Origin of the sequence: Microbacterium sp. SSM24, assembly GCF_025989145.1 — a bacterium.
Classification (GTDB): Bacteria; Actinomycetota; Actinomycetes; order Actinomycetales; family Microbacteriaceae; genus Microbacterium.
This window is the reverse complement of record NZ_JAPDNQ010000001.1, coordinates 169,259-192,359: the sequence shown is the minus strand read 5'-3', so window position 1 is coordinate 192,359 and position 23,101 is coordinate 169,259. Positions and strand designations below refer to the sequence as shown.

The 23,101-nt window shown below is 72.4% G+C and carries 17 protein-coding genes; 11 read left to right on the top strand and 6 right to left on the bottom strand.

Going from position 1 to position 23,101, the window contains the following annotated elements; all coding sequences use genetic code 11:
* The first annotated feature begins 13 nt into the window (after nt 1-13).
* Entirely contained in the window at nt 14-988 is a 975-nt protein-coding gene (gene nrdF / locus OL358_RS00850; protein WP_264708043.1) for a class 1b ribonucleoside-diphosphate reductase subunit beta, read from the top strand.
* A gap of 63 nt (nt 989-1,051) precedes the next feature.
* Here nrdF and OL358_RS00845 read toward each other — a convergent pair whose 3' ends face one another.
* Nucleotides 1,052-1,777, bottom strand: coding sequence for a potassium channel family protein (locus OL358_RS00845; RefSeq protein ID WP_264708042.1), 726 nt, complete (start codon nt 1,775-1,777; stop codon nt 1,052-1,054).
* A gap of 66 nt (nt 1,778-1,843) precedes the next feature.
* Between OL358_RS00845 and OL358_RS00840 the strand changes: the two genes are divergently transcribed.
* Together OL358_RS00840 and OL358_RS00835 are read left to right on the top strand one after the other, a co-directional pair.
* Nucleotides 1,844-2,224 carry a hypothetical protein gene (locus tag OL358_RS00840; RefSeq protein WP_264710202.1) on the top strand — a complete coding sequence of 127 codons (381 nt, stop codon included), beginning with the start codon at nt 1,844-1,846 and terminating at the stop codon, nt 2,222-2,224.
* A gap of 133 nt (nt 2,225-2,357) precedes the next feature.
* Nucleotides 2,358-2,987 (top strand): hypothetical protein, encoded by a 630-nt coding sequence (locus OL358_RS00835; protein ID WP_264708041.1) that lies wholly within the window; start codon nt 2,358-2,360, stop codon nt 2,985-2,987.
* 17 nt (nt 2,988-3,004) lie between these two features.
* Here the strand turns inward: OL358_RS00835 and OL358_RS00830 are convergent, their stop codons facing one another.
* A complete protein-coding gene (locus tag OL358_RS00830; protein WP_264708040.1) occupies nt 3,005-4,114 on the bottom strand; it encodes a class I SAM-dependent methyltransferase in 1,110 nt (369 codons plus the stop codon).
* Between the two features lie 47 nt (nt 4,115-4,161).
* On the opposite strand from OL358_RS00830, the gene OL358_RS00825 reads away from it, so the two are divergent.
* Complete coding sequence (locus OL358_RS00825; protein ID WP_264708039.1) at nt 4,162-4,626, top strand: DUF3817 domain-containing protein; 465 nt, start codon at nt 4,162-4,164, stop codon at nt 4,624-4,626.
* A 21-nt stretch (nt 4,627-4,647) separates the two neighbouring features.
* Here OL358_RS00825 and OL358_RS00820 read toward each other — a convergent pair whose 3' ends face one another.
* The 4 genes from OL358_RS00820 to OL358_RS00805 are packed head-to-tail and all read right to left on the bottom strand — an operon-like array spanning nt 4,648 to nt 10,986.
* Nucleotides 4,648-7,560 (bottom strand): aminotransferase, encoded by a 2,913-nt coding sequence (locus OL358_RS00820; RefSeq protein WP_264708038.1) that lies wholly within the window; start codon nt 7,558-7,560, stop codon nt 4,648-4,650.
* Between the two features lie 59 nt (nt 7,561-7,619).
* Nucleotides 7,620-9,905: an ATP-binding protein gene (locus OL358_RS00815; RefSeq protein WP_264708037.1), complete on the bottom strand. Its 2,286-nt coding sequence runs from the start codon at nt 9,903-9,905 to the stop codon at nt 7,620-7,622.
* A 14-nt stretch (nt 9,906-9,919) separates the two neighbouring features.
* Nucleotides 9,920-10,117, bottom strand: a complete 198-nt coding sequence (locus OL358_RS00810; RefSeq protein WP_264708036.1) for a hypothetical protein — start codon at nt 10,115-10,117, stop codon at nt 9,920-9,922.
* A 32-nt stretch (nt 10,118-10,149) separates the two neighbouring features.
* Nucleotides 10,150-10,986, bottom strand: a complete 837-nt coding sequence (locus tag OL358_RS00805; protein WP_264708035.1) for a class I SAM-dependent methyltransferase — start codon at nt 10,984-10,986, stop codon at nt 10,150-10,152.
* 216 nt (nt 10,987-11,202) lie between these two features.
* Here OL358_RS00805 and OL358_RS00800 point away from each other — a divergent pair, with 216 nt between their 5' ends.
* The 7 genes from OL358_RS00800 (at nt 11,203) to OL358_RS00770 (ending at nt 22,963) form a co-directional block, all read left to right on the top strand.
* Entirely contained in the window at nt 11,203-13,773 is a 2,571-nt protein-coding gene (locus OL358_RS00800) for an ATP-dependent Clp protease ATP-binding subunit (protein ID WP_264708034.1), read from the top strand.
* A gap of 327 nt (nt 13,774-14,100) precedes the next feature.
* Nucleotides 14,101-14,970 carry an LLM class flavin-dependent oxidoreductase gene (locus tag OL358_RS00795; protein ID WP_264708033.1) on the top strand — a complete coding sequence of 290 codons (870 nt, stop codon included), beginning with the start codon at nt 14,101-14,103 and terminating at the stop codon, nt 14,968-14,970.
* Nucleotides 14,967-15,746: an LLM class flavin-dependent oxidoreductase gene (locus OL358_RS00790; protein WP_264708032.1), complete on the top strand. Its 780-nt coding sequence runs from the start codon at nt 14,967-14,969 to the stop codon at nt 15,744-15,746. Before OL358_RS00795 ends, OL358_RS00790 begins: the two co-directional genes overlap by 4 nt.
* A 120-nt stretch (nt 15,747-15,866) precedes the next feature.
* Nucleotides 15,867-18,548: an FtsX-like permease family protein gene (locus OL358_RS00785; RefSeq protein WP_264708031.1), complete on the top strand. Its 2,682-nt coding sequence runs from the start codon at nt 15,867-15,869 to the stop codon at nt 18,546-18,548.
* Nucleotides 18,545-21,268 carry an FtsX-like permease family protein gene (locus OL358_RS00780; protein ID WP_264708030.1) on the top strand — a complete coding sequence of 908 codons (2,724 nt, stop codon included), beginning with the start codon at nt 18,545-18,547 and terminating at the stop codon, nt 21,266-21,268. The genes OL358_RS00785 and OL358_RS00780 overlap by 4 nt, the downstream gene beginning before the upstream one ends.
* Nucleotides 21,268-22,269: an ABC transporter ATP-binding protein gene (locus OL358_RS00775; protein ID WP_264708029.1), complete on the top strand. Its 1,002-nt coding sequence runs from the start codon at nt 21,268-21,270 to the stop codon at nt 22,267-22,269. Before OL358_RS00780 ends, OL358_RS00775 begins: the two co-directional genes overlap by 1 nt.
* A complete protein-coding gene (locus tag OL358_RS00770; protein WP_264708028.1) occupies nt 22,262-22,963 on the top strand; it encodes an ABC transporter ATP-binding protein in 702 nt (233 codons plus the stop codon). Before OL358_RS00775 ends, OL358_RS00770 begins: the two co-directional genes overlap by 8 nt.
* The last annotated feature ends 138 nt before the right edge of the window (nt 22,964-23,101 follow it).

The following is a 23,101-nucleotide window of genomic DNA, read 5'->3' as shown; positions in this document are numbered from 1 at the left end:
TGAAAGAGGAATGATGAGCGAGAAGCTCCAGCTCCTGGATCACGTCCAGGCCATCAACTGGAACCGCATCCAGGACGACAAGGACCTCGAGGTGTGGAACCGCCTCGTGAACAACTTCTGGCTGCCCGAGAAGGTGCCGCTGTCCAACGACATCCAGTCGTGGAACACGCTGACGCCCGAAGAGCAGACGCTGACGATGCGGGTGTTCACCGGCCTGACCCTGCTCGACACCATCCAGGGCACCGTCGGCGCCGTGTCGCTGATCCCCGATGCGATCACCCCGCACGAGGAGGCCGTCTACACGAACATTGCGTTCATGGAGTCGGTGCACGCGAAGTCGTACTCGTCGATCTTCTCGACGCTGTGCTCGACGAAGGAGATCGACGAGGCGTTCCGCTGGTCGGTCGAGAACCCGAACCTTCAGAAGAAGGCTCAGATCGTCATGGAGTACTACCGCGGCGACGAGCCGCTCAAGCGCAAGGTCGCTTCGACCCTGCTCGAGAGCTTCCTCTTCTACTCGGGGTTCTACCTGCCGATGCACTGGTCGAGCCGCGCCAAGCTCACCAACACGGCGGACCTCATCCGCCTCATCATCCGCGACGAGGCCGTGCACGGCTACTACATCGGCTACAAGTTCCAGCGCGGACTCGAGAAGGTCGACGAGGCCACCCGCAACGACATCAAGGACTACACGTTCTCGCTGCTGTACGAGCTCTACGACAACGAGGTGCAGTACACGCAGGACCTCTACGACAGCGTCGGCCTGACGGAGGACGTCAAGAAGTTCCTGCACTACAACGCGAACAAGGCGCTCATGAACCTCGGCTATGAGGCGATGTTCCCGGCGACCGTGACCGACGTGAACCCGGCGATCCTCTCGGCCCTGTCGCCCAACGCCGACGAGAACCACGACTTCTTCTCGGGTTCGGGCTCGTCGTACGTCATCGGCAAGGCCGAGGCCACCGAAGACGAGGACTGGGACTTCTGACGCGGACCACGTGAACCGCGAGGGGACGGATGCCGTGGCATCCGTCCCCTTCGTCGTTCCGCGTCAGCGCTCCCGGCCCAGGGCCTCCGACAGCATGCCGCGCATGTCGGCGAGCTGTGTCTCGAGGGACCGGATGTGGCCGACGGTGGCGGCCTCCTGCTCGGCGTCGCGCTCGGCCACGCGCTCGACGATCCACGAGGCGAGGGTCGCCGTCACGACACCGAGCAGGGCGATACCGCCGATCATGAGACCGACGGCGATGAAGCGTCCGAGCTCGGTCACCGGCGTGTAGTCGCCGTAGCCGACCGTCGTCACGGTGACGAACGCCCACCACAGCGCGTTCCCGAACGTCTCGATGTTCGACCCCGGCTGGCCGCGCTCGGCGTCGAGCACCGCGAGCGCCGCGACGAAGATCAGCAGTGCGGAGGCGCTGGCGACGTAGATCGAGATCTTGCCGCGGATCGCCGTGCCCGCGGTGCGCTGCAGCACGCTCAGCAGCGTCACGAGCCGCAGGATGCGCAGCGGACGCAGCATGGGCAGCACGACCACGCACAGGTCGAACCAGTGCGTGTAGAACCATCGCCACCGCTTCTCGCGCCCGATCAGGATCAGGTTCGAGACGTAGTCGGCGAGGAACAGTCCCCACGTGATCCACATGAGCGTCTCGGCGAGCGCGTTCGCCGGCCCCGTGAGGTCGGCGATCACCTGCCAGGCGTACGCGATGAGGAACACGGCGGAAGCGATGATGAGCGGCCATTCGGTGACGCGCTGCCAGCGGTCGTAGTCCATGGGCGTGATCGTAGGGCGTGTCAAGTGGCTGCACGAGCCGGTGCGGTCTGCGAGCGTAGGGCCATGATGAGAACCCTCGCCCGGTGGACGCTCGCGGCCGCGATGATCTTCGCCGGCGTCAGCCACCTGTTCTGGGCGCGCCAGGAGTTCCGGGCGCAGGTTCCCAACCTCGCCACCAAGGTCATGGACGAGGATGCGGTGGTGGTGGCATCCGGCATCGTCGAGGTCATGCTCGGCGCAGCGCTCGTCGCCCTCCCGCAGTCGCGCGGACGCGTCGGCGCGATCCTCGCCGCGTTCTTCGTCGCGGTGTTCCCGGGGAACATCGAGCAGTACGCCAAGCGCCGGGACGGATTCGGCCTCGACAGTGACCGCAAGCGACTCGTGCGCCTGTTCTTCCAGCCTGTGCTGGTGGCCTGGGCCGTGTGGTCGACGCGCGGCGGCCGCTGATCAGGCACCTCCCCGCCGGTGGCGGGATCATCCGTCACGGGTGAGGCCACCCGCGGCCCGGCTCTCTACAGTGAGCGTCACGCCGCTCTGCGCCACACCCCCAAGGCGTTCTGGGGAGCGGTCGAATGGAGTCGTGCCCATGTCCGCATCCCCCGAGCCCCCTGCCGCGCCCGCGTCCGTCTCACGCGGGACGCTGATCTGGTTCGGACTCGCGATCGTCGTCCTCGCGTTCTTCGCCGCGTTCCTCGGGTCGTGGCTCGCGCGCTCGGTCGACACGACGTCGGCCCCCGCGCCGACTCCGACGGTCGAGCAGACCGCGACGGTCGAGGACTATGAGGCGGCGCTGGAGGAGATCCTCCCCGCAGGATCCGCCGTCCGCGCCGGATCGGGCGTCCCCGAGGCGGGCAAGGGCTACGACGGCGACGTCTACATCGACGTCGCGACCGCCGATGTGTACCTGTTCGAAGACGGCGTGTGGACGCTGGTCGGCAACATTCGCGAGTCCGCTGCGGAGAACCTCACCGGAGCGACCGGATCCACCGGCGCGACGGGTTCCTCGGGCGAACAGGGTGAGCAGGGTGAGCAGGGTGAGCAGGGTGATCCCGGCACGCAGGTCTCGCTCGGCACCGGCGAGCCGGCGCAGGACACCTGCCAGGGCGACGAGATCTACATCGACACGTCGACCCCGATGTTCTACCAATGCGCCGACGACGCCTGGGTCGCGTTCGCGCCGCCGGTCGCCGGGACCGCCCCCGAGGAGTGACCCGGGCTCTCCGGAGATCAGCGCCGGGTCGACACCGTCACCGTGAACTTCGCGTTTCGCGCGACCTGACGCGTCGACCCCACGAGCCGCTCGAGGGCCGGTCGGTACTGCAAGCCCGAGTTCCACACCGTCCACAGTTCGCCGCCCGGCCGCAGCACGCGCGCGGCTTCGGCGAACATCCGCGGGGCGACGCCCTCGCTGACGGCGGCCCCCACGTGGAACGGGGGATTGAGGGCGATGAAGCCGGCCGACCCGTCGGGGCGCGACCCGAGCACGTCGTCGCGCACGACCTCGACGCGATCGGCGACCCCGTTCGCCTCCGCCGTGGCGCGTGCGGAGGCTACGGCGGCCGCGGACTGGTCGCATGCGAGCACACGCAGCTCCGGATGCCGCAGCGCCAGCGTCGTCGCGACGACGCCGGTGCCGCCCGCGAGGTCGATGGCGGCGTCCGCCCCTGCGGGAGGCTCGGGAAGGTGCGCGAGAAGGAAGCGCGTGCCGATGTCGATCGACGTGCCCGCGAACGCCCCGCCGAATGCGCACACGATCAGCGAGTCGTGGGTCTCGCGACGCGGCACGGGGTCGTGGCCGTCGCGTGGTCCACGGGTGACGAGCACGCGGGACTTCTGTCGCGCGTGGGTGACGTCGACCCGGTCGAAGTGCTCGCGCAGCACGTCGTTCATCGCGACGGTCATGTGCTTGAGGCGACCGCCGGCGAAGACGACGACGTCGGGCGCGGCGTGCGCCGCGATGAGCCCTGCGATGTCACGCAGGGCGTCGAGCGAACGGGGGAGCCGCAGAAGCACGACGGTCGCGCCGCGCACGAGCTCGCCCGACAGCGCCAGCGAGGCGACGCTGTCCTCGAGACCGGCCCGCTCGGCGTTCGCCGCGAGCGCGCGCTCGCCGGTGAGGGCGTCCTGGTGCACGCGGATCCGGGTCGCACCGTCGGCGGCAGCGCCGAGAGCGAGCGCGCCGTAGCCATCGCCGACCACCGAGATCGCGCCGTCCCGAGCCCCGGACCGCGCGTCGGCCGACTCGTCGAGGATCAGCCGGTCTGCGGCATCCGACGCCGGAAGGTCCGGCCCCTCGAGGTCGGGCCAGCGGCGCAGCGCGGCGGGGGAGTAGTCCACCGTCCGAGGTTACCTAGGCTGGAGGCATCCCCACCCGAAGGAGAGCTGTGTTCCGCGCGCCCTTGAATCTGTTCCGAGTCCTGGCTGTCGCGGAGGCGATCTCGTGGACCCTGCTCATCGCGGGCCTCATCGTGCGGGCGACCACCGACCTCGCCGTCGCGGTCACGGTGGGCGGCGGAATCCACGGTTTCATGTTCCTGTCGTACGGCGCGACGGCGGTGCTCGTTGCGAAGAATCAGCGCTGGGGAGCGTGGCCGACGATCGTGGCGATCGCGAGCGCGGTGATCCCGTACGCGACGATTCCCACCGAGCTGTGGCTGCACCGCTCCGGCCGCCTCGCCGGGGCGTGGCGCCTGCAGGCGACCGAAGACCCGCGGGACGCCGCGTGGCACGACCGCCTGATGCGCTGGTTCCTGAACCGGGCGTGGCTGCTCGCCGTGCTCATCGCGGTGGCTGTCGTCGCGCTGTATGTCGCGCTGCTCCTGGTCGGCCCTCCGGGCGGCCGCGACTGAGTACGCGAGCGCGATCCCCGCTCACCAGCCGGTCGTCAGCACCCGGTCGAGGGCATCGACGAGCGCGTCGGCACTGGCACGCGTGAAGCACATCGGCGGCTTGATCTTCAGGATGTTCTGGTGGTCGCCCGTGGGCTGCGCGATCACGCCGAGGTCGCGCAGGCGCGTGCAGATCGCCGCGGTCTCCTCGGTCGCGGGCTCCCACGTGACGGGGTCGCGCACGAGCTCCGGGCCGAGGTAGAAGCCCGACCCGTGCACGGTGCCGATGAGCGGATGCCGCTCGCCGAGCGCCTCGAGACGTTCCTTCAGGTAGCCGCCGACGTCGCGGGCGTTCTCCTGCAGGCGTTCGTCGCGGATCACGTCGAGCACGGTCAGCCCCACGATGCTCGACACCGGACTCCCGCCCGCCGACGAGAAGAAGTAGCCACCCGCCCGGTAGCGCTCGGCGATCTCACGGGTCGTGATGACGGCGCCGAGCGGATGCCCGTTCCCCATCGCCTTCGCGACGGCGACCACGTCGGGCACGACGCCCTGCTGCTCGAAGCCCCAGAACCATTCGCCCAGGCGCCCGTAGCCGACCTGCACCTCGTCGGCGATCGCGAGTCCGCCGCGGGCGCGGACCGCGTCGTAGACGGCGGCCAGGTACCCGTCGGGGAGCGCGACGCCGCCGCCGTTGCCGAAGAGCGTCTCGGCGATGACAGCGCCGACGGGCGAGCCCGCGGCCGCCAGACGGTCGATCTCGGCGACCGCGTCCGCGGCGTAGCGGCCCGGGTCGGTGCGGTGAGCGCCTCGCCCAGGATGGGGAGCGGGCACGGTGTGCACCCACGCGGGCCGGGTCTCGAGAGCCGCGGGATTGTCGGCGACCGACGTCGAGACGGCATCGCTCAGGTAGGTCCACCCGTGGTAGGCCTCCTGCAGCGAGAGCACATCGGTGCGCCCCGACCACGCCTGGCCGAGTCGCAGGGCGAGGTCGACGGCCTCGGAGCCGCTGTTCACGAGGAACACCGTGTCGAGCGGGTCGGGAAGGAGCGCCGCGAGGCGCTCCGAGAACTCGACCACCGAGGCGTAGTGGAAGCGCGAGTTGGTGTTGAGAAGGCTCCACTGGCCGGCGACCGCCGCCACCAGTCGCGGGTGCGCGTGTCCGATCGAGGTCACGTTGTTGAGCGTGTCGAGGTACACGCGCCCATCCGCGTCCACGAGGTGCTCGCGCCAGCCGCGCACCATCACCGGCGGATCGGCGAAGTAGTGCTCCTGGACGTCCGCGAAGACCGCGTCGCGCCGGGCGAGCAGCTGCGCGGCGCGGTGATCCTCGAGGGGCTGCGGATGCCCCGGCACCAGCTGGCCGGCATCCGCGACGACGCAGCGCCAGGCCGCGGCGAGGCTGCGCGGCGCGAACCGCGGCCCGTCGACGCCGGCCCTCTCGACCTGCACCCACAGTGCCCCGTCCGCCTCGCCGACGAGCTCGCCCGCCTCGACGGCGGTGCCGTCCCGGAGCGCGCTGCGGATGCCGCCGAGGACGAGGTCGATGCCGCCCGCTCGCAGACGGATGCCGTCCGCGGTCGTGTCGAGCGTGCCCGCCCACGGCGCGGCGACGGGCTGCGGGCCGGCCATGCGCAGCTCGACTCCGAGCGCGACGTTGTGCGGCTCGTCGGGGTCGCGCAACCGGGAGCGGGTCAGCCGTGTCTCGCCGAAGCGGGCGACGGCGACGCGCGCCGAGCCGAGGCATCCGCTCATCACGTCTGCTTCGGCGGACTCCTCGAGCCATCGCCCCTCGTGCAGAGCGGGGCTCGTCGGCGAGAGATCGGCGACGGCGACGTCGTCGGGCGTGAGTCCGGGGAGGAGGTCGTGTCCGGGCGGGAGCGCGAGCTCTGCGGCGACGCGGCCGGTCGCGGCGGCGACCAGCGCCCCGGCCACCTCGAGCGGCACGCCCGTGGCGGCATCCAGGATCGCGAGCTCGTGGTCGAGGTTCCCGGCCGCGTAGTCGTTGCCGGGATCGGTCGCCAGCACGTGGTGGGCGCTCGCGACGAGCGTGGCGGCGCGCACGACGACCAGCGGCCACAGGGCTGCCGACTCGGGATCCGAGAGGGCGCGCACGCGGTCGTAGGCGGTCACGGCGCGCATCGCCGCGGGCAGATCGACGCCGTCGTGGTGCAGCAGCGACGACACGGTGATCGCGAGCTCGCCGACGGTCCAGGTGCGGTTGAGGTCGCCGAGGTCGATGACCCCGTCGGGGATGCGGGTGAGCGGGTCGTCCGTCACGACGTTGTCGTCGGTGAGGTCGCCGTGGATGAACTGCATCGGCAGCTCGGCCGCGACCTGCTCGACGGCGGACCACGCGGATGCTGCGGCCTCCGCCAGTCGCCCCCGCAGCGCGTCGTCGGCCACGAACGGGAGGAGGACGTCGAGGACCGCGCGGGCGTGACGGAGATCCCACTGGTGCACCCGCTCGGCCGCGGGAGCCTCGAGGGCGGACAATGCGAGCGCGGCGCGCGCGGCGAGGCCGCCCAGCTCCTCGACCACGGGGCGCGACAGGTGGCCCGAGGGGGTGGTGCCGTCCAGGAACTCCAGCACCCGCGCGTACATCGCCACCCCGTCGATCTCGAGGCGAAGTGCGGTCGTGCCGTCGGGGAAGGCGCGCGCACGCGGGGCGCGGCATCCGGCTCGCTCCGACAGCAGGACAGCGGCAGCGGACTGCGCCTCCAGCTCGGCCGCGGACACGCTCGGGTTGGCGACCTTCAGGAGCAGGCGCGGTCCGTCCTCGGGTGTGAGCAGGAAGTTGCGGTCCTGGTGGCTCCCGAGCGCGTGCGCGGTGGCGACGATGCCCCAGTGCTCGCGGGCGATCCCCGCTGCCGCCGCCTCGTCGATGTCGGGCGGCGGCGGCTGAACGGCGGACGCGGGTGCGCCGGCGTCGTCGTCGGCGGGGAGCTGGGGCATGGCGAGGTCCTGTCGGGAGTGTGCATCGAGAGTACCGGCCGGAAGGTCAGGGACCCGGGTCACGAGCGCGCGAACTCCGCGCGCAGTTCCGGCGGACAGGCCTCGTCGGCTGCGTCCACACCGCCGAGCTGGGCGATGCGGTCGAGCGCGGCGAGCGCCCCGGACCGGTCGCCCACGTCGTACTGCGCGACGACGGACCGCTGCAGCGCCGCGAGCTGACGCGGCACGTCACCCGCAGCCTGCGCGATGTCGAGCGCCGAGGCGAGGCACCGCAGACGTTCGCGCGGGTCGGTGGTGCGGTCCGCGCACAGGAGCAGCGTGCGGTTGACGCAGCGCAGGTCGCCGTGGTGGCGGAACGCATCGAGCAGCTCGCCGAGCTCCCCGGCGATCTCGAGCCCGAGCGTCGCCTGCACGAGGCGAGCATGCGCGATCTCGTGGTCGTTGAGCGTGGCCTCGGCGTAGGCGCGGCACTCGGCCGCCCACCCCGCGGCCCGATCGTGGTCGGCCTGGAGCGGGCTGTCGGCCGCCGCCGCCGCCATCATGTACCGGACGTTGTTGACGTGGGTGAGATCGCCGGCACGCGCGTACGCGCGCATCGCGGACTCGAACGACGCGATGGCCGCGGCGAGCTCCTCCGGAGAGGTCCCTCGGAGAGCGACGCCGCGCGACTGCCGCACGGCGCCCAGCTCCCAATCCAGACCGAGGGCGAGCGCGAGGCGCTCTGCTTCGTCGAGGTGCGCGAGCGCTGCGTCGCGGTCTCCCTGATACGCCGCGGTGAAGCCGGCGAGCTGATGCGCGGCCCGCCGGCCGTCGTCGTCGCGAGCCGCTGCCAGCGCGTACTCCGCCAGCACGCCGGAGCGGTCGACGTCGTAGAACGCGATGGCGGTGCCGATCGACAGCAGCTGCTGGGGCGTGGCCTCGGCACGCAGCCATTCGTCGTCGGCCGCCGTCGCGAGTCCGGTCACGCTGTCGACATCCGATCCGTACTGCTCGACCCCGATCGCGAGCGTTCCCGCAAGCGCGACGGCGGCCGGATGGCGCGCGGCCAGCGACCAGCGCAGGGCGGCATTGACCTCGGGGCACAGCAGCGCCGACATCATCATCGCCTCCGGGCTCGCGTCGACCCGTGCACGCGCGGCGAAGGCGCCCGCCGTCTCCTCGGTGACCTCGGCGTGACGCTCGAGCACCCGGCGGATGAGGGCCGGATCGGTGCGCGCGTGGACGAACTCACGGAGCACCGCCAGCAGGCGGAAGCGGATCGGCTCGCCGCCCACCGGCACGATGAGGGAGTGGTCGAGGAGCCGCAGCACCGTCTTCTCGGCGCCCGGATGCGACACCGCGACGGCCAGGTCGAAATCGAACGTGCGGGGGAGCGCGCCGAGGCGCCGCAGCACGTCCTGCTCCTCGTCGGTGAGGAGGTCCCACGTCCAGTCGAACGCGGTCTCGAGCGTGCGATGACGCCCCTCGGGAACAGCACGGTCGAGACTGGCCAGATCGACGCTGAGGCGCCGGTCGAGTTCGCCCAGCGGCAGATGCCGGGCGACGGATGCCGCGAGCTCGAGCGCGAGCGGAAGGCCGTCCAGTCGCTCGCCGATGCGCTCTGCGATCTGCTGCTCCTGGGCGTCGAGCGCGTGCCCGGTCGCGGCGAGGCGATCGGCGAGCAGCGCGGCAGCGGGGGAGTCCACGCCGTTCGCCGCGAGAGGGCGCAGCACGTGCACGCTCTCGTCGACGCCGCCGAGTGCCGTGCGCGAGGTCACGATGACGCGCAGGCCCGGTGCTCGCGCGCGCAGGCCGGCGACCGCATCGGCCGTCGCGGGGCCGACCCGGTCGGCGTTGTCCAGGACGAGGACGTAGTCCTGGGCGGACAGGGCGACGGCGACCGCGCCGATGAGATCGCGTCCTGGGCCGCCCTCGAGGTCGAGCGCACGGGACAGTCGGGCGAGGATGTCGCCCGGTCCGGCATGCTCGAGTTCGACCACGAGCGGCGTGCGCTGGGCATCCGTGCGGGCGAATTCGAGGGCGAGGCGGGTCTTCCCGACACCGCCCGGCCCGACGATCGTGACCCAGCGGTGCGCGTCCAGGAGTGCGGCGAGCTCGGCGAGGTCGCGCCCGCGACCCCGGAGCGGGTTCGCGGGCACCCGCACCGACGTCTCGCGCAGCTCGCGCGCGGCGGCGATGAGGTCGCCACGGGTGTCGGCGCCGAGCTTGCGGCGCAGGCTCGCGATGTGACTCTCGACCGTGCGCACGGAGATGAACAACTCCGAGGCGATCTCGGGGTTGGTCAGGCGCCGCTCCACCGCGGCGAGCACCGCGCGTTCGCGCGGTGTGAGTGCGGGCCCCAGCACGCCGCCCAGTGTACTCACGCACCCCCGGGAAGGAGGCGGCGCCGTACGCTGCCTCGCTGCGACGTCGCCGACGCGGATGCGGCGGGCGCGGCATCCGGCTCCGCCTTCCGCGAGCGGGAGACGTGCTCGAGCACGCGACGACGTCTTTCGAGGTCGACGTGCAGGGTCTCCCGCTCCATCAGGTGCAGGGCGAACAGATCGTATGCGGACATGGTGTCCGCCTCCTTCCGGGTTGCGGCGGCGGTCAGCGGACCGTCGCCGTGAACAGCAGGAACTCCGAGTCGATGGCTCCGGTCTCCGCGATGGCGCGGTCGCCGAGGCCTCGGAGGGCTTCGTCGATCGCCGCGACCGCTGCCGGGTCGTCGGCGTTGCGGTTGTAGACCGCGATGGTGGGCCCGTAGTGCGAGGCGAAGTACGCGCGGAACTCCTCGCCCGACGAGAACGGGGCGAACCTCACGGTCTCGCGCACGGCCTTCACGTCGGTGACGCGGTCGCCGAAGAGCGCGCGCACGTGGTCCTCGTCACCCCACAGCGGGGCGGGCTGGGCGCCGGCGGGCAGTGGCGCGTTGAACGGCTTGAGCGCCGCGAACAGCTGCCCGATGAAGCCCCGCGGCGTCCAGCTGATGAGGCCGATGCGCCCACCCGGGCGCACCACGCGGACGATCTCGTCGGCGCTGCGCTCGTGGTGCGGCGCGAACATCACGCCGACGGTCGAGATCGCGACGTCGAACTCGTCGGCGTCGAACGGGAGCGCCTCGGCGTCGGCAGGACGCCACTCGAGCTCCGCACCGGCTTCCTCGGCCCGGCGGTGCCCTTCGCCGAAGAGCTCCGGCGTGAGGTCGGTCGCGACGACGTCCGCGCCGCGCAGTGCGGCGGGGATCGCGGCGTTGCCGCTGCCGGCGGCGATGTCGATCACCCGGTCTCCCGGTCGCACATCGACGGCCTCGACGACGCGGGGCCCGAGCGACCAGATGAGGTCGTGCGCGAGCGTCGGGTAGTCCCCGGACGCCCACATCGCGCGGTGCTTCGCCTTGAGAGCCTTGTCTGCCTCGTCGATGGTGGTGGTCTGCAGATCTGTCATGTCCTACTCCATTCGTGTCGTGTTCGGACTCCCTCCAGGGTTCTGCGTCCCGAGGCGGGGCACATCCGTGCAGCACACGGAGATCCGGCACGTCGTCTTGAGAGGGCGCGGGCTGGCTGGGAATACACCTCGACCGTCATCGTTGAAATTGATACGTCTGTGCTCAAGTTCCTAAACTTGCCACCGCTCGACTCAACTTCTCAGGAGAGAACCAGAATGCCCGAAGACTTCACCCCCTCCGCCGGTGCCGACGACAGCGGGAGCTCGTTCGACGAGTTCCTGGCGCGGTACCTCGCGGGCGAGCGCACGCGCGCACAGCGGTCGATCGACCTGAGCCGCTTCCTCGGCGCGCGCACGCAGGAGCTGCTGCAGCGCGCCGGCCGGTTCGCGCTCGAGCGCGGACAGCACGAGCTGGACGCCCTCCACGTGCTGCGCGTCCTCGTCGAGGAGGCCCCCGCGCGCGACGCGGTCGAGCACATCGGCGCGGACCCGCGCGCGATCCTGCGCGCCACCGAGGAACGCCTGCCCGCAGCATCCGCCCCCGCCGACGTGGACGCCGCGGTCATCACGTCCTCGGTGCAGCGTGCGCTGTTCCACGCCTTCCAGGTCGCTCGGTCGTCGGGTTCCACCTACGTCGATCCGGAGCACCTCTTCTTCGCCCTCGTGCTCGCGCAGGACACCCCCGCCGGCCAGGTGCTGGCGCGCGCCGGCGTCACGGCGGAAGCACTCACGCAGGGCCTGCGCGAGACGGTCACGCCGAGCGCGGTTCCCGAGACGGCGGAGGGGACGGATGCCGCGGCATCCGCCACCCCCATGCTCGACACGTACGGCACCGACCTGACGGCACGCGCCGCGGGCGGCGACCTCGACCCCGTGATCGGCCGCGCCGACGAGATCGAGCAGACGATCGAGATCCTCAGCCGCCGCACCAAGAACAACCCGGTGCTCGTCGGCGAGGCCGGCGTCGGCAAGACCGCGATCGTCGAGGGCCTCGCCCAGGCGATCGTCGACGGCGGCGTTCCGGAGCAGCTGCGCGGCAAGCGGGTCATCGCGCTGGACCTTCCGGCGATGCTCGCGGGCACCCGCTACCGCGGCGACTTCGAGGAGCGCCTCACCAAGACGATGGACGAGATCTCCGCCCGCAAGGACGAGCTCGTCATCTTCATCGACGAGGTGCACACGGTGGTCGGCGCCGGCGGCGCCGGAGACGGCGGCATGGACGCCGGCAACATCCTGAAGCCGCGCCTCGCGCGCGGCGACCTGCACCTCGTCGGCGCGACCACACTCAAGGAGTACCGCGTCATCGAGAAGGACCCGGCGCTGGAGCGCCGGTTCCAGCCGGTGCGCGTGGGCGAGCCCGGCGTCGAGGACGCCGTGCGGATCCTTCACGGACTCAAGCCCGCGTACGAGGAGCACCACGGCATCGTCTACACCGACGAGGCGATCCGCGCCGCGGTCGAGCTCAGCGACCGGTACCTGTCCGAGCGCGTGCTGCCCGACAAGGCGATCGACCTGATCGACCAGGCGGGCGCCCGGCTGCGGCTGCGCCTGGGCGCGAAGGTCGATGTGAGCGACCTCATCGCGCAGCTCGCGACGCTCGAGGCCGACAAGAACGCCGCGGTGACGGCCGAGCACTACGAGGAGGCTTCGCGCCTGCGCGACCAGCTCGCCGCGGTGCAGGCGCGTCTCGACGACGTGACGTCCTCGGGTGCTGCGGTGCGCGGCGACGCGATCGTGGGGGAGCCCGAGATCGCCGCCGTGATCAGCCGCGCCACCGGCATCCCGGTGAACCGACTCACCGAGACCGAGCGGGAGCGTCTCGCGCAGCTGGATGATGAGCTGCACGACCGGGTGATCGGCCAGGACGACGCGGTGACGGCGGTCGCGAAAGCCGTGCGCCGCAACCGCACCGGTATGGGCGACCCGCGTCGTCCCGTGGGCTCGTTCCTGTTCCTCGGCCCCACCGGAGTCGGCAAGACCGAGCTGGCCAAGGCGCTCGCCGCGTCCCTCTTCGACGACGAGGGCGCCGTGATCCGGTTCGACATGAGCGAGTTCGGCGAGCGTCACACCGTGTCGCGTCTCGTCGGAGCGCCCCCCGGATACGTCGGCTACGACGAGGCCGGCCAGCTCACCGAGCGCGTGCGCCGCAACCCGTACTCGATCGTGCTGTTCGACGAGATCGAGAAGGCCCACCCCGACGTCTTCAACCTGCTGCTGCAGGTGCTGGACGACGGCCGGCTCACCGATGGTCAGGGACGCACGGTGGACTTCCGCAACACCGTCGTCGTGATGACGTCGAACCTCGGCTCGGAGTTCCTCGCCTCTCGAGGTGGTGCGATCGGCTTCCTCGCCGACGGCGGCGGCACGACGGGGTACGGCTCCGAGAAGGATCTGCGCGACCGCGTGTTCGCGAAGCTCCGCGAGGCGATGCGCCCCGAGTTCCTCAACCGCATCGACGAGATCGTGCTCTTCCGCAAGCTCGAGAAGCCGCAGCTGCGCCTGATCGTGAGCCTGCTGCTCGGCGCGTCCGAGGCGCGGCTCGCCAAGCGCGAGGTCGCCCTCGTGGTGACGGACTCCGCGATCGACTGGCTCGCCGACAACGGGTACGAACCGGAGTACGGTGCCCGACCGCTCCGCCGGCTGATCCAGCGCGAGGTCGACGACCGCGTCGCCGACCTGTTCGTGACCGGCGCTCTCGAAGGTGGCGGAACGGTGACAGTGGATGCCGCTTCCGACGGCCTGACCGTGGCGGCGGGCTCGCCGCGCGCGGTCTCGGTCGCCGCGTGACCTGAGACCCTCGACGACGGGCCGCCCCGGGGCTCGGCGCCTCCCGCAGTAACGGGGGGTTGCCGGGCGCCGGCTCGCCCGCGTCTCGGCAGGTCAACCGGGGTCGCGCAGGACCGGTGCGGCCGAACTGGTCCTGTGGAACCCCGGTTGACCTGTGGAACCCCGGTTGACCTGTCGAGCCCCGGTTGACCTGTCGAACCGCGGTTGACCTGTGGAACCCCGGTTGACCTGTGGAACCGCGGTTGACCTGTGGAACCCCGGTTGACCTGTCGAAGGCGCGGATGCCGGTGCTGGGCGTGTGTCGGCCGTGCCTGCCAGAGTGGAGGCATGGCACGCATCGGCGCGATCTTCAACCCGTACACGCACACGCCCGACGAATTCCGCGATGCGGTGCTCGCCGCGGAGCGCGAAGGGCTTCCCGAACTGTGGATCTGGGAGGACTGCTTCCGCACGTCGGCGTTCGCCGCCGCGACGGCAGCGCTGGCGTGGACCGACGCGCTGCGCATCGGCATCGGGATCGCACCGATGCCGCTGCGCAACGTCGCGGCGACGGCGATGGAGATCGCGACGATCGAGCGGCTCTTCCCCGGTCGACTGCTGCCGGGCGTGGGCCACGGAGTGCTGCCGTGGATGGGGCAGGTGGGCGCGCGCGTCGCGTCGCCGCTCACTCTGATGGGCGAGTACGTGCCGGCGCTGCGGACCCTCCTGGCCGGGGAGCAGGCCGACGCAGCAGGCCGCTACGTCACCCTCGACGCGGTGCGGCTGGATGCGCCGCCGGCCGTCGCGCCGCTCGTCTACGCGGCCGCGGAGGGACCCAAGACACTGCGCCTGAGCGGCGAGGTCGCCGACGGCACCGTGCTCGACAGCGGGCACACCCCCGCTGAGGTGCGGGTCGCGGTCGACGCGATCCGCGGCGCGCGCGCCGATGCCGGGCGCGCGGGCGAGCACGACATCGTCTCGTACGTCGTTGCGGCGTTCGGAGCGGATGCCGAGGCCCGGGCGATCGCCGACGTCGGCGACAAGCCCGATCCCCACGAGCGCGCGGTGTGGGGCGACCCCGCCGCGGTCGCCGCGGCGCTCGGCGCGTACTTCGACGCCGGGATCGACGACGCCGTGCTGCTGCCGGCGTCGCGGGTCGACCTCGCGGAGTTCTATGCCTCCGCTGCCGAAGTGGCGCGTCTGATCGGTCGCGCGTGACCGCCGGGCTGTCGATCGGCGTCGCCGCCGCGATCGGCGCCGACCTGGCCGAGCGACTCGCCCCGGCCGTCGAGGCCGCGGGATTCCACGCCCTGTGGGTCAACGATGTCCCCGGCCACGACGCCCTCGAGGTGCTCGTCGGCGCCGCGCGCACGACGGAGCGGCTGGTGCTCGCCACGGGCGTGCTCCCGGTCGATCGCCGCGCGCCCGGCGAGATCCTCGCCCGCGTCGATGCCCTCGGGCTCCCGCCGGATCGGCTCGTGCTCGGCATCGGATCTGGTGCGGGGTCGGCGGGTGCTCTCGCGCGGGTGACGGATGCCGCGGCGGCACTGCGTGCGGCAACGTCGGCGCGCGTCGTGGTCGGCGCTCTCGGCCCGAAGATGCGGCATGCGGGGGCCGCGGCATCCGACGGGCTTCTGCTCAGCTGGCTCCCGCCCGAACTCGCGGCAGCGCAGGCGCAGGAGGCGCGGGCCGTCGCACCGGGCACGCACGTCGCCCTCTACGTCCGCACGGCCGTCGACGCGGCCGGCTCGCAGCGGTTGGCGGTGGAGACGGCGCGGTACGCGGGCTACCCGGCGTACGCGGCGAACTTCGCACGTGCCGGCATCGCGGCGGCCGAGACCACGATCGGACCGGACGACGACGCGGACCGGATCGCCGGCTACCTGCGCGCCGTGGACGAGGTCGTGCTGCGGGCGATCGTCGCCGAGGAGACACCGGAGTCCTACGAGCGGTTCGTCGCCGCGACGGCTCCGAGAGCGGCGAACGGAGGCTGACAGAGACGGAGGATCACGCAGAAGGGCGGCACGACGCGGCGGGGTGGGACAGGAAGTCCACACGCGCGACGGAGTCCCGCAACGCCTGAGTTAGAGTGCCAGAGTGCAAAGGCTGGCCGCGTGATCGGAGGACTCCGCTTCGCCCTGGCCCGGGCACGCGCCGCGACCGCGCCGCTCGTGACTCTGGCGATCGTCTCGGCGCTCGCAGCCCTCCTCGTCGTGGGCGTCGCGGGCCTGGTCTCCGCGGTCGAGACCCGCGAGGTGCGTGGAGCGCTGGCCGCCGTCACGGGCGACCGCGCGCGGATCGTGCTGACCGTCGACGCGTCGTCGTCGTCGGATGCCACGGCCGACGCCGCCGCCGCGGCGCTGGCGGGCCTGGGCGCCGGCGGTGCGCTGACGGTCACCGTCGAGGACGGCGACGTCGTGCTCGCGCCGGATCTCGACGCGATCACCGCCGACCAGGCGCTGACCCTCACCGACGGCCTCGCGGGACTGCGCGACGCCGTCGAAGCGGAGACGGGAGACCGCCCACAGGAGTCCGGCGGCCTGGGGAGCACGCTCGAAGCGGTGCGCGACGGCATCGAGACGCGGCGCGGACCGACGACCGTCGCGCTCGGACTTCTGGGACTGCTCACCGCCGTGGTCGTGGGCGCGGTGGCGCTCGAGCCGGTGCGTGCGCGCGATGCCGAGAGCCGACTGCTGCGCGCCCGCGGCGCGCGTCGTCGCGACGTCGTCGGACTCGCCGCCGTCGAGGCGATCGCGGTCGCCCTCGTCGGCGCCGTCGTGGGCGCCACGGCCGGAGCGATCGCGGTGGCCCTCGCGACGGCGGCTGCGCCTGGCATCCTGATCGGCGGGTTCGCCGTGCTCGGGATCGCCGTGGTGGCGGGAGTCGTCGTCGCGATCGCAACCGCCCGTGGGTCCGATCGCGGATCGGCGCGCGCCCGCGCGGTCGCCGATATCGGCGCGATCGTGCTGCTCGCGGTCGTCACCGGGCTGGCCGTCTGGCAGTTCGTCCAGGCGGGCACGCCGATCGTCGAGCGCGGCGATGGTGCGGCCGCCCTCGATCCGCTCGTGGCCCTGGCGCCGGCGCTCGCCCTCGGGCTCGCCGCGATCGTCGCTGTCGCGCTGGCGACCCCCATCGCGCGGGGGATCGCCGCGGCCTTCTCGCGCTCGCGCCGCGTGGCTCCCGTGACGCCGCTGCGCCTCGCCTCGCGCCGACCGGGCCGCCACGCACTGTCGATCACGGTGGTCGCCTTCGCGATCGGCACGATCACCGTGGCCGGCGCGTACCAGTCCAGTCTGACGGCGCTGGGCGACGCTCCCGAGGCGCTCCGCGTCGGTGCGGATGTCAAGGTCGGCACGATCCCGGAGGACGTCGCGGCGGCGGATGTCGCGGCAGCAGGATCGCCGGATGCCGCGATGCTCGCGCGATCGCTGAGCGCGCAGGGAGCCGATGTGCGCATCCCGATCCTCGCGGTCGAGGCCGCGCAGCTGCCCGAGGTCATGCTCGACTCCGACGGCGCGATCGATCCCGCAGCCATGAGCGAGGCTCTCGCGCTCCCCCCGTCCGACGCCGTGCTCGAGGGTGATGCGCTCACGCTCACCCTGCTGGCCCCGCCCGCGCCGCCGCTGGAGTTCAACGGCGAACTGACCGAGCAGGGATCGCCCGCGCTCCAGGTGCGGGTGACCGTGATCGCGGCATCCGGTGCCGTCGAGACGTTCGAGTTCACCAACGCGGACGTCCGCGAGAGCGAGGACGACAACGGGAACGCGTACGTCGAGGTGCAGGCCGCCCCCGTCGAGACGGTGACGTTCGACCTGCCCGCGGACGACGACTGGACGCTCGCCGCGCTCGCCGTCGGCTACCACCCGCTCGGCTATGTGCCCGGCGGGGGCGAGATCACGGATGTCACGAGCGGCGGAGCACCCGTCGACCTGTCCGGATTCCGGCCGGCTGCCGGCACACCGGGCGCGGTGGAGGCGACCGATTCGGGGCTCGCCTTCACGCCCGAGTCGGCCGCCGGCGAGCCGTTCACGCGCGCGGTCGCCCCGATCGTCCCCGCCGCGGTCCCCGCCGTCATCACGACCGACCTCGCGGCGTCGATGAGCCTCGAGGTCGGCGACACGATCGCCCTCGAACTGATCAAGCCCGACATCGAGGCCGAGTTCGAGATCGTGGACGTCGTGCCGGTGCTGCCGGGCACCGCGACGGGTCAGGGGATGCTGGTCGACCTCGGAACGCTGTCGATGGCGAGTCCGTTCGAGATCGTGCCCACGCAGGTGTGGATGTCGACGGACGACCCGGGTGCGGTGACGGCCGCGGTCGCGGAGGCGTTCCCGCAGACGGTGACGACGGTCGCGGATCCGCGGTCCGCGGAGAACGCGGCGGGAACGGCATCCGCGTTCGTCCTCGCCGCCGTCGGGGCGGTCGTGCTGGCGCTCGTCGTGCTCATGCTGCGCCGCACGCGCTCGCGCGACGACTCGCGCGAGCTGGCGCTGTTCGCCGTGATGGGGCTTGGCAGGCGCCGCGCCTCGAGGCTGCGCGCCCAGGAGGACCTCTTCGCCGTCGCGATCGGCGTGATCGGGGGCATCGCCGCTGGTGCCGTCACCGCATGGCTCATCGTCGCCCCGCTCGTGCGCGCCGCGTACGGCAGCGTCCCCGAGGCGTATCCGATCGACCTGCGGGTTCAGCCCGGCGTCCTCGCCCTCGCGATCGCCGCGACCGTCGCCGTCTTCTGCCTGATCGTCGCGAGCGTCCGCACACCGGTGCAGCTCGCCCCGCTCCTCAGGGAGGACGAGTGACCAGGACTCCGGGCCTCTTCGCGCTCACACGCCGGCGCTTCGCGACTCCGCGCAGCGCGGCGATCGTGATCGTCGCGCTCGTCGCCTTCGCGGCGTTCGTCATCGCCGCCGCGCCGCGCGCGCTCGTCGGCGTCGTGCGCGCAGAGGTGTCGCACCAGATCGCCGACATGCCGGCGATCTCGCGCGACCTGTCGGCGAGCCTCATCGGACTGCCCGGCTTCGGCCCGGCATCCGACCCCTCCGTCGCCGAGGACTGGGACGACGGGGCGGGCGAGGTGTTCGGTGCGCTCGGCCAGCTGCTCGCCGACAACCGGGACGACCTCGAGCCCGCGCTCGAGCCGCTCGTGGGCGACGCCCAGTTCGCCGCCTATGGGCAGCCGACGCTGGTCGTCCCCGAGAGCCTTCCCGCCGATGCCCCCTACGGCCTCGTGCAGCTGCTCGCCGACCCGACGGCGCAGCAGCACCTCCAGCTCGTCGAAGGGGAGTGGGCTCAGCCGTGGGACGGCGAGGGACCGCTGCCCGTCGTGCTGAGCGTCGCCGCGGCCGAGACCATGCAGTGGTCGGTGGGGGAGCTGCGCGGCACGCCGGCGGACCCCGGCGCACCCACCACGAGCGGGTGGGCGGAGGGTTCTCCCATGCTCGAGCTCGTCGGCACGGTCGAGGCGGTCGACCCCGAGGACGATCGGTGGGCGCACCTTCCGACGTCGCTGACCGCGACGGTGTTCGACGACGGCAACCGACGACCGCAGGCGACCTCGGTCGCGTGGGTCGACCCGCTCACACGGGTCGCCCTCGGCGAGCTCGACGACCCGGAGATGACCCTCTGGTACCCGGTCGACGGCGGCGCGGCCCTCGGCGAGGAGCCCGTCGCGCTCCTGGCCGCGCTGCGAGCGGCGACCTCGACGAGCGTGCCGGTCGAGGAGACCGGGCAGCTGCGTGTGCGCTTCGAGAGCGAGATCGTCGCCGTGCTCTCGACCGCCCTCGCACGGGCGAACTCGGCCAGCGCGATCCTCGCGGTCGCGGCGGTCGGACCCCTCGCGGTGAGCGTGGCCCTCGTCGTGCTCGCGGCGGCGCTGATGATCCGCCGCCGGCGCGCCGATCTGTCGCTCATGTCGGCCCGTGGCGCACCGCTCGCACGCTTGCGACGCCTGCTGCTCGGGGAAGGCCTGATCCTCGGCATCCCCGCAGCCGCCGTCGCCGCCGCCGTCGCGGTCGTCGTCACGCCCAACGACGCCGGTCCCGTACCCACGATCCTGGCGGTCGCCGTCGGCGTCGTTCCCGGGCTCGCGCTCGCCTTCACCCTGCGGCCCGCCCTGCTGGAGCGGTCGCGCGCCGACCTCGACGCGCCCGCGCGCAGCAAGACCGTGCGGATCGTCGAAGCCGTCGTGATCCTGCTCGCCGTGGTCGCGGTGGTGCAGCTCTTCGTGCGGGGGATCGGCCCCGCCACCGAGGGCATCGATCCGCTCGTCGTCGCGGCGCCCCTGCTGGCGACGGTCGCCGTCGCTCTCATCGTCGTGCGGCTGCATCCGATCCCCATCGCCGCCGCACTGCGCGTGGCGCGTCGTGGGCGCGGCGTGGTCGGTCTCGTCGGCGCCGCCCGCAACCTCCGCGACTCGTCCGCAGGCACCACGGCCGTGCTCGCGATGCTCGTCGCCGTCGCGATCGCCGTCTTCTCGTCGCTGGTCCTGGCGACCGTCGATCGCGGAGCGGTCGTGGCGGCGCAGCGCGACGTCGGAGGCGACATCCGTCTGTCCGGCCCGTACTTCGACGCGGACATGATCGACCAGATGCGCGCGGTCGACGGCGTGGACGACGCCGTCGGGCTGCTCCGCGGCGACTACGTCACGATCGCCGGACCCGGCGGGCGCGACAGCGTGCAGGTCATCGTGAGCGAGGTGGAGCGCCTCGCCGCGGTGCAGCGCGGCATGGTCGGTGCGCTGCCTCCGGGCCTCATCACGCCGGAGTCGACCCCCGTGCAGGTGGTCGCGTCGACCGTCCTCGCCGAGAGCCTGGGCGAAGGGCAGGCGACCGTCGTGACCGATCCGGTCGACGTCGTGGGCACCCTCGAGCGCGTGCTCGGCGTGCAGGGATCCGAGAAGTTCCTGCTCATGAACCAGACCGACTACGCGGCGATCACCGGCTTCGGCTTCTTCCCGCGCACCGTCTTCGTCGACGTGGCCGACGGTGCGGATGCCGCGGCGATCGCCGATCGGCTCGGCGAGATCGTCGGCAGCGCCCATTCGGTGCGCATCCTGGCGGAGTCCACCGCGGAGATCCAGGCATCGCCGGCGGTCTCGGCGCTGCGCTTCGTGCTCCTCGCAGCGCTCGGCATCGCCGTCGGACTGTCGGTCGTCGCGCTCCTGCTGGTCGCGGGGGTGTCCCGGGACGCGCGCTCCCGCGTGATCGCGCTCCTGCGCAGCATGGGCCTCGACCGTGCCCGCGCCCGCGGAGTCGTGGCCTGGGAGTTCGTGCCGCTCGGCATCACCGCGCTCGTCGGCGGTGTCGTGCTCGGTGCGGTGCTTCCCCTTCTCGTGGTGACCTCGATCGACCTGCGCCCCTTCACCGGCGGAGGCGGTCAGCCGAGCGTCGCCGTCGACCCCGTGCTCAGCGGGACCCTGATCGCCGTGGTCGTCGTGGCCCTGGCCCTCGCCGTCGTCGGCGGCGTGGTCAGCGCGCGCACGACGTCGATGGCGACCGTGCTCCGGACAGAGGAGGACTGATGACCGAACCCGACATCGTCTGCGAAGGACTCGTGCGGATCTTCGCCGTGGCCGACATCGAGGTGCAGGCCCTGCAGGGCCTCGACCTGGTGATCGATCAGGGCGAGCTGGTCGCACTGGTCGGCGCTTCCGGCTCCGGCAAGTCGACCCTGCTGTCGATCCTGTCGGCCCTCGACGCGCCGACCGCCGGGTCGGCGCGCGTCGCCGGACGCGACCTTCCCTCGCTGTCCGCCCGCGACCGGGTCACGTACCGCCGCGAGGTGGTGGGGTTCGTGTGGCAGCAGACCGCGCGCAACCTGCTCCCGTACCTCTCCGCCCGTGAGAACGTGCAGCTCGCGCGGGCGATCGGCGGTGACCGCCGCAACGCGGCGCGCGCGGGCGAGCTGCTCGAGCTCGCGGGTGTCTCGGATGTCGCGGACCGGCGTCCCGCCGAGCTGTCGGGCGGTCAGCAGCAGCGGGTCGCGATCGCCGTGGCCCTCGCGAACGACCCGCGCGTGCTGCTCGCCGACGAGCCGACCGGAGACCTCGACGAGCACGCGTCGGCGGAGGTGCTCGCCACCTTCGAGACGGTCAACCGCGAGCTCGGGACGACCGCGCTCATCGTGACCCACGACCCCACGGTCTCGGAGCACGTGCAGCGCACCGTGCAGATCCGCGACGGCCGCACCTCGACCGAGGTGCTGCGGTGGACCCACACCGACGACGAAGGTCGTGAGCACGACATGGCCGAGGAGTTCGTCGTCCTCGACAAGGTGGGCCGCCTGCAGCTGCCGACGGAGTACATGCACCAGCTCTCGCTGCGGGAGCGCGTGCGCCTGAAGCTCAACGCCGACCACGTGGGCGTCTGGCCCGGCGACGGTCGCCAGGCGCCGCCCGCGCCGCCCGTGTCGACGGAGGGCGGGCAGGAGGCATCGCCGGTGGCGGAGCCTGCCGTGCCGTCCGGTGAAACGCGCCGCAGTCGTCGACTCGGCGCCGAGGAAGGGGAGTCCGACCATGAGTGAACCCGTGCTCGAGGCATCCGGTCTGTCCGTCGTGCACCGCACGCCCGCCGGCGACGTCCATGCGCTGTCGGATGCCTCGCTCGAGCTGCATCCCGGAGAGCTGGTCGTGCTGAGCGGTCCCTCGGGTGCGGGCAAGACCACGCTGCTCCATGTGCTCGGCGGAATCCAGCCTCCGACCACAGGGCGCGTGCGGGTGGGAGACGTCGTCGTGACGGAGGCGCCCGAACGGGACGTCGACGCCGTTCGCCGCGACGACATCGGCTACATCTTCCAGTCCTTCGGCCTGATCGGCGCCCTGTCGGCGGAGGAGAACGTGGAGCTGCCCATGCGCATCCGGGGCACCGATCCGGCCGAGCGGTCGGCCCGTGTGTCGCGGCTGCTCGAGCGCGTCGGGCTCGCCGACCACGCGAAGCAGCGACCGGGGGAGCTCTCCGGCGGCCAGCAGCAGCGCGTCGGCATCGCCCGCGCCCTCGCCGGCTCGCCGCGCATCGTGCTCGCCGATGAGCCGACGGGACAGCTCGACTCGCACACGGCGGCGACGATGATCGACCTCATCGCCTCGATCGCCCACGAGGACGGCGTCGCCGTCCTGCTGTCGACGCACGACCCGTCGATCGTGCTGCGCGCCGACCGAGTGCTCGAACTCCACGACGGCGTGCTGCGCCCCGCGTCGGAGCCCGCCCCGATCGCCTGACCCGCCGCGCCGCGGCATCCGCGTCGCGGCATCCGCGCCTTTTCGAAATCTCCGAAAAGGATTGCGGTCCTCCGTTGATACCGCTAACGTCCGAGTCACGTGTGACACCGCTCGTCGAGGAGCGGTGCGTGAGAGGAC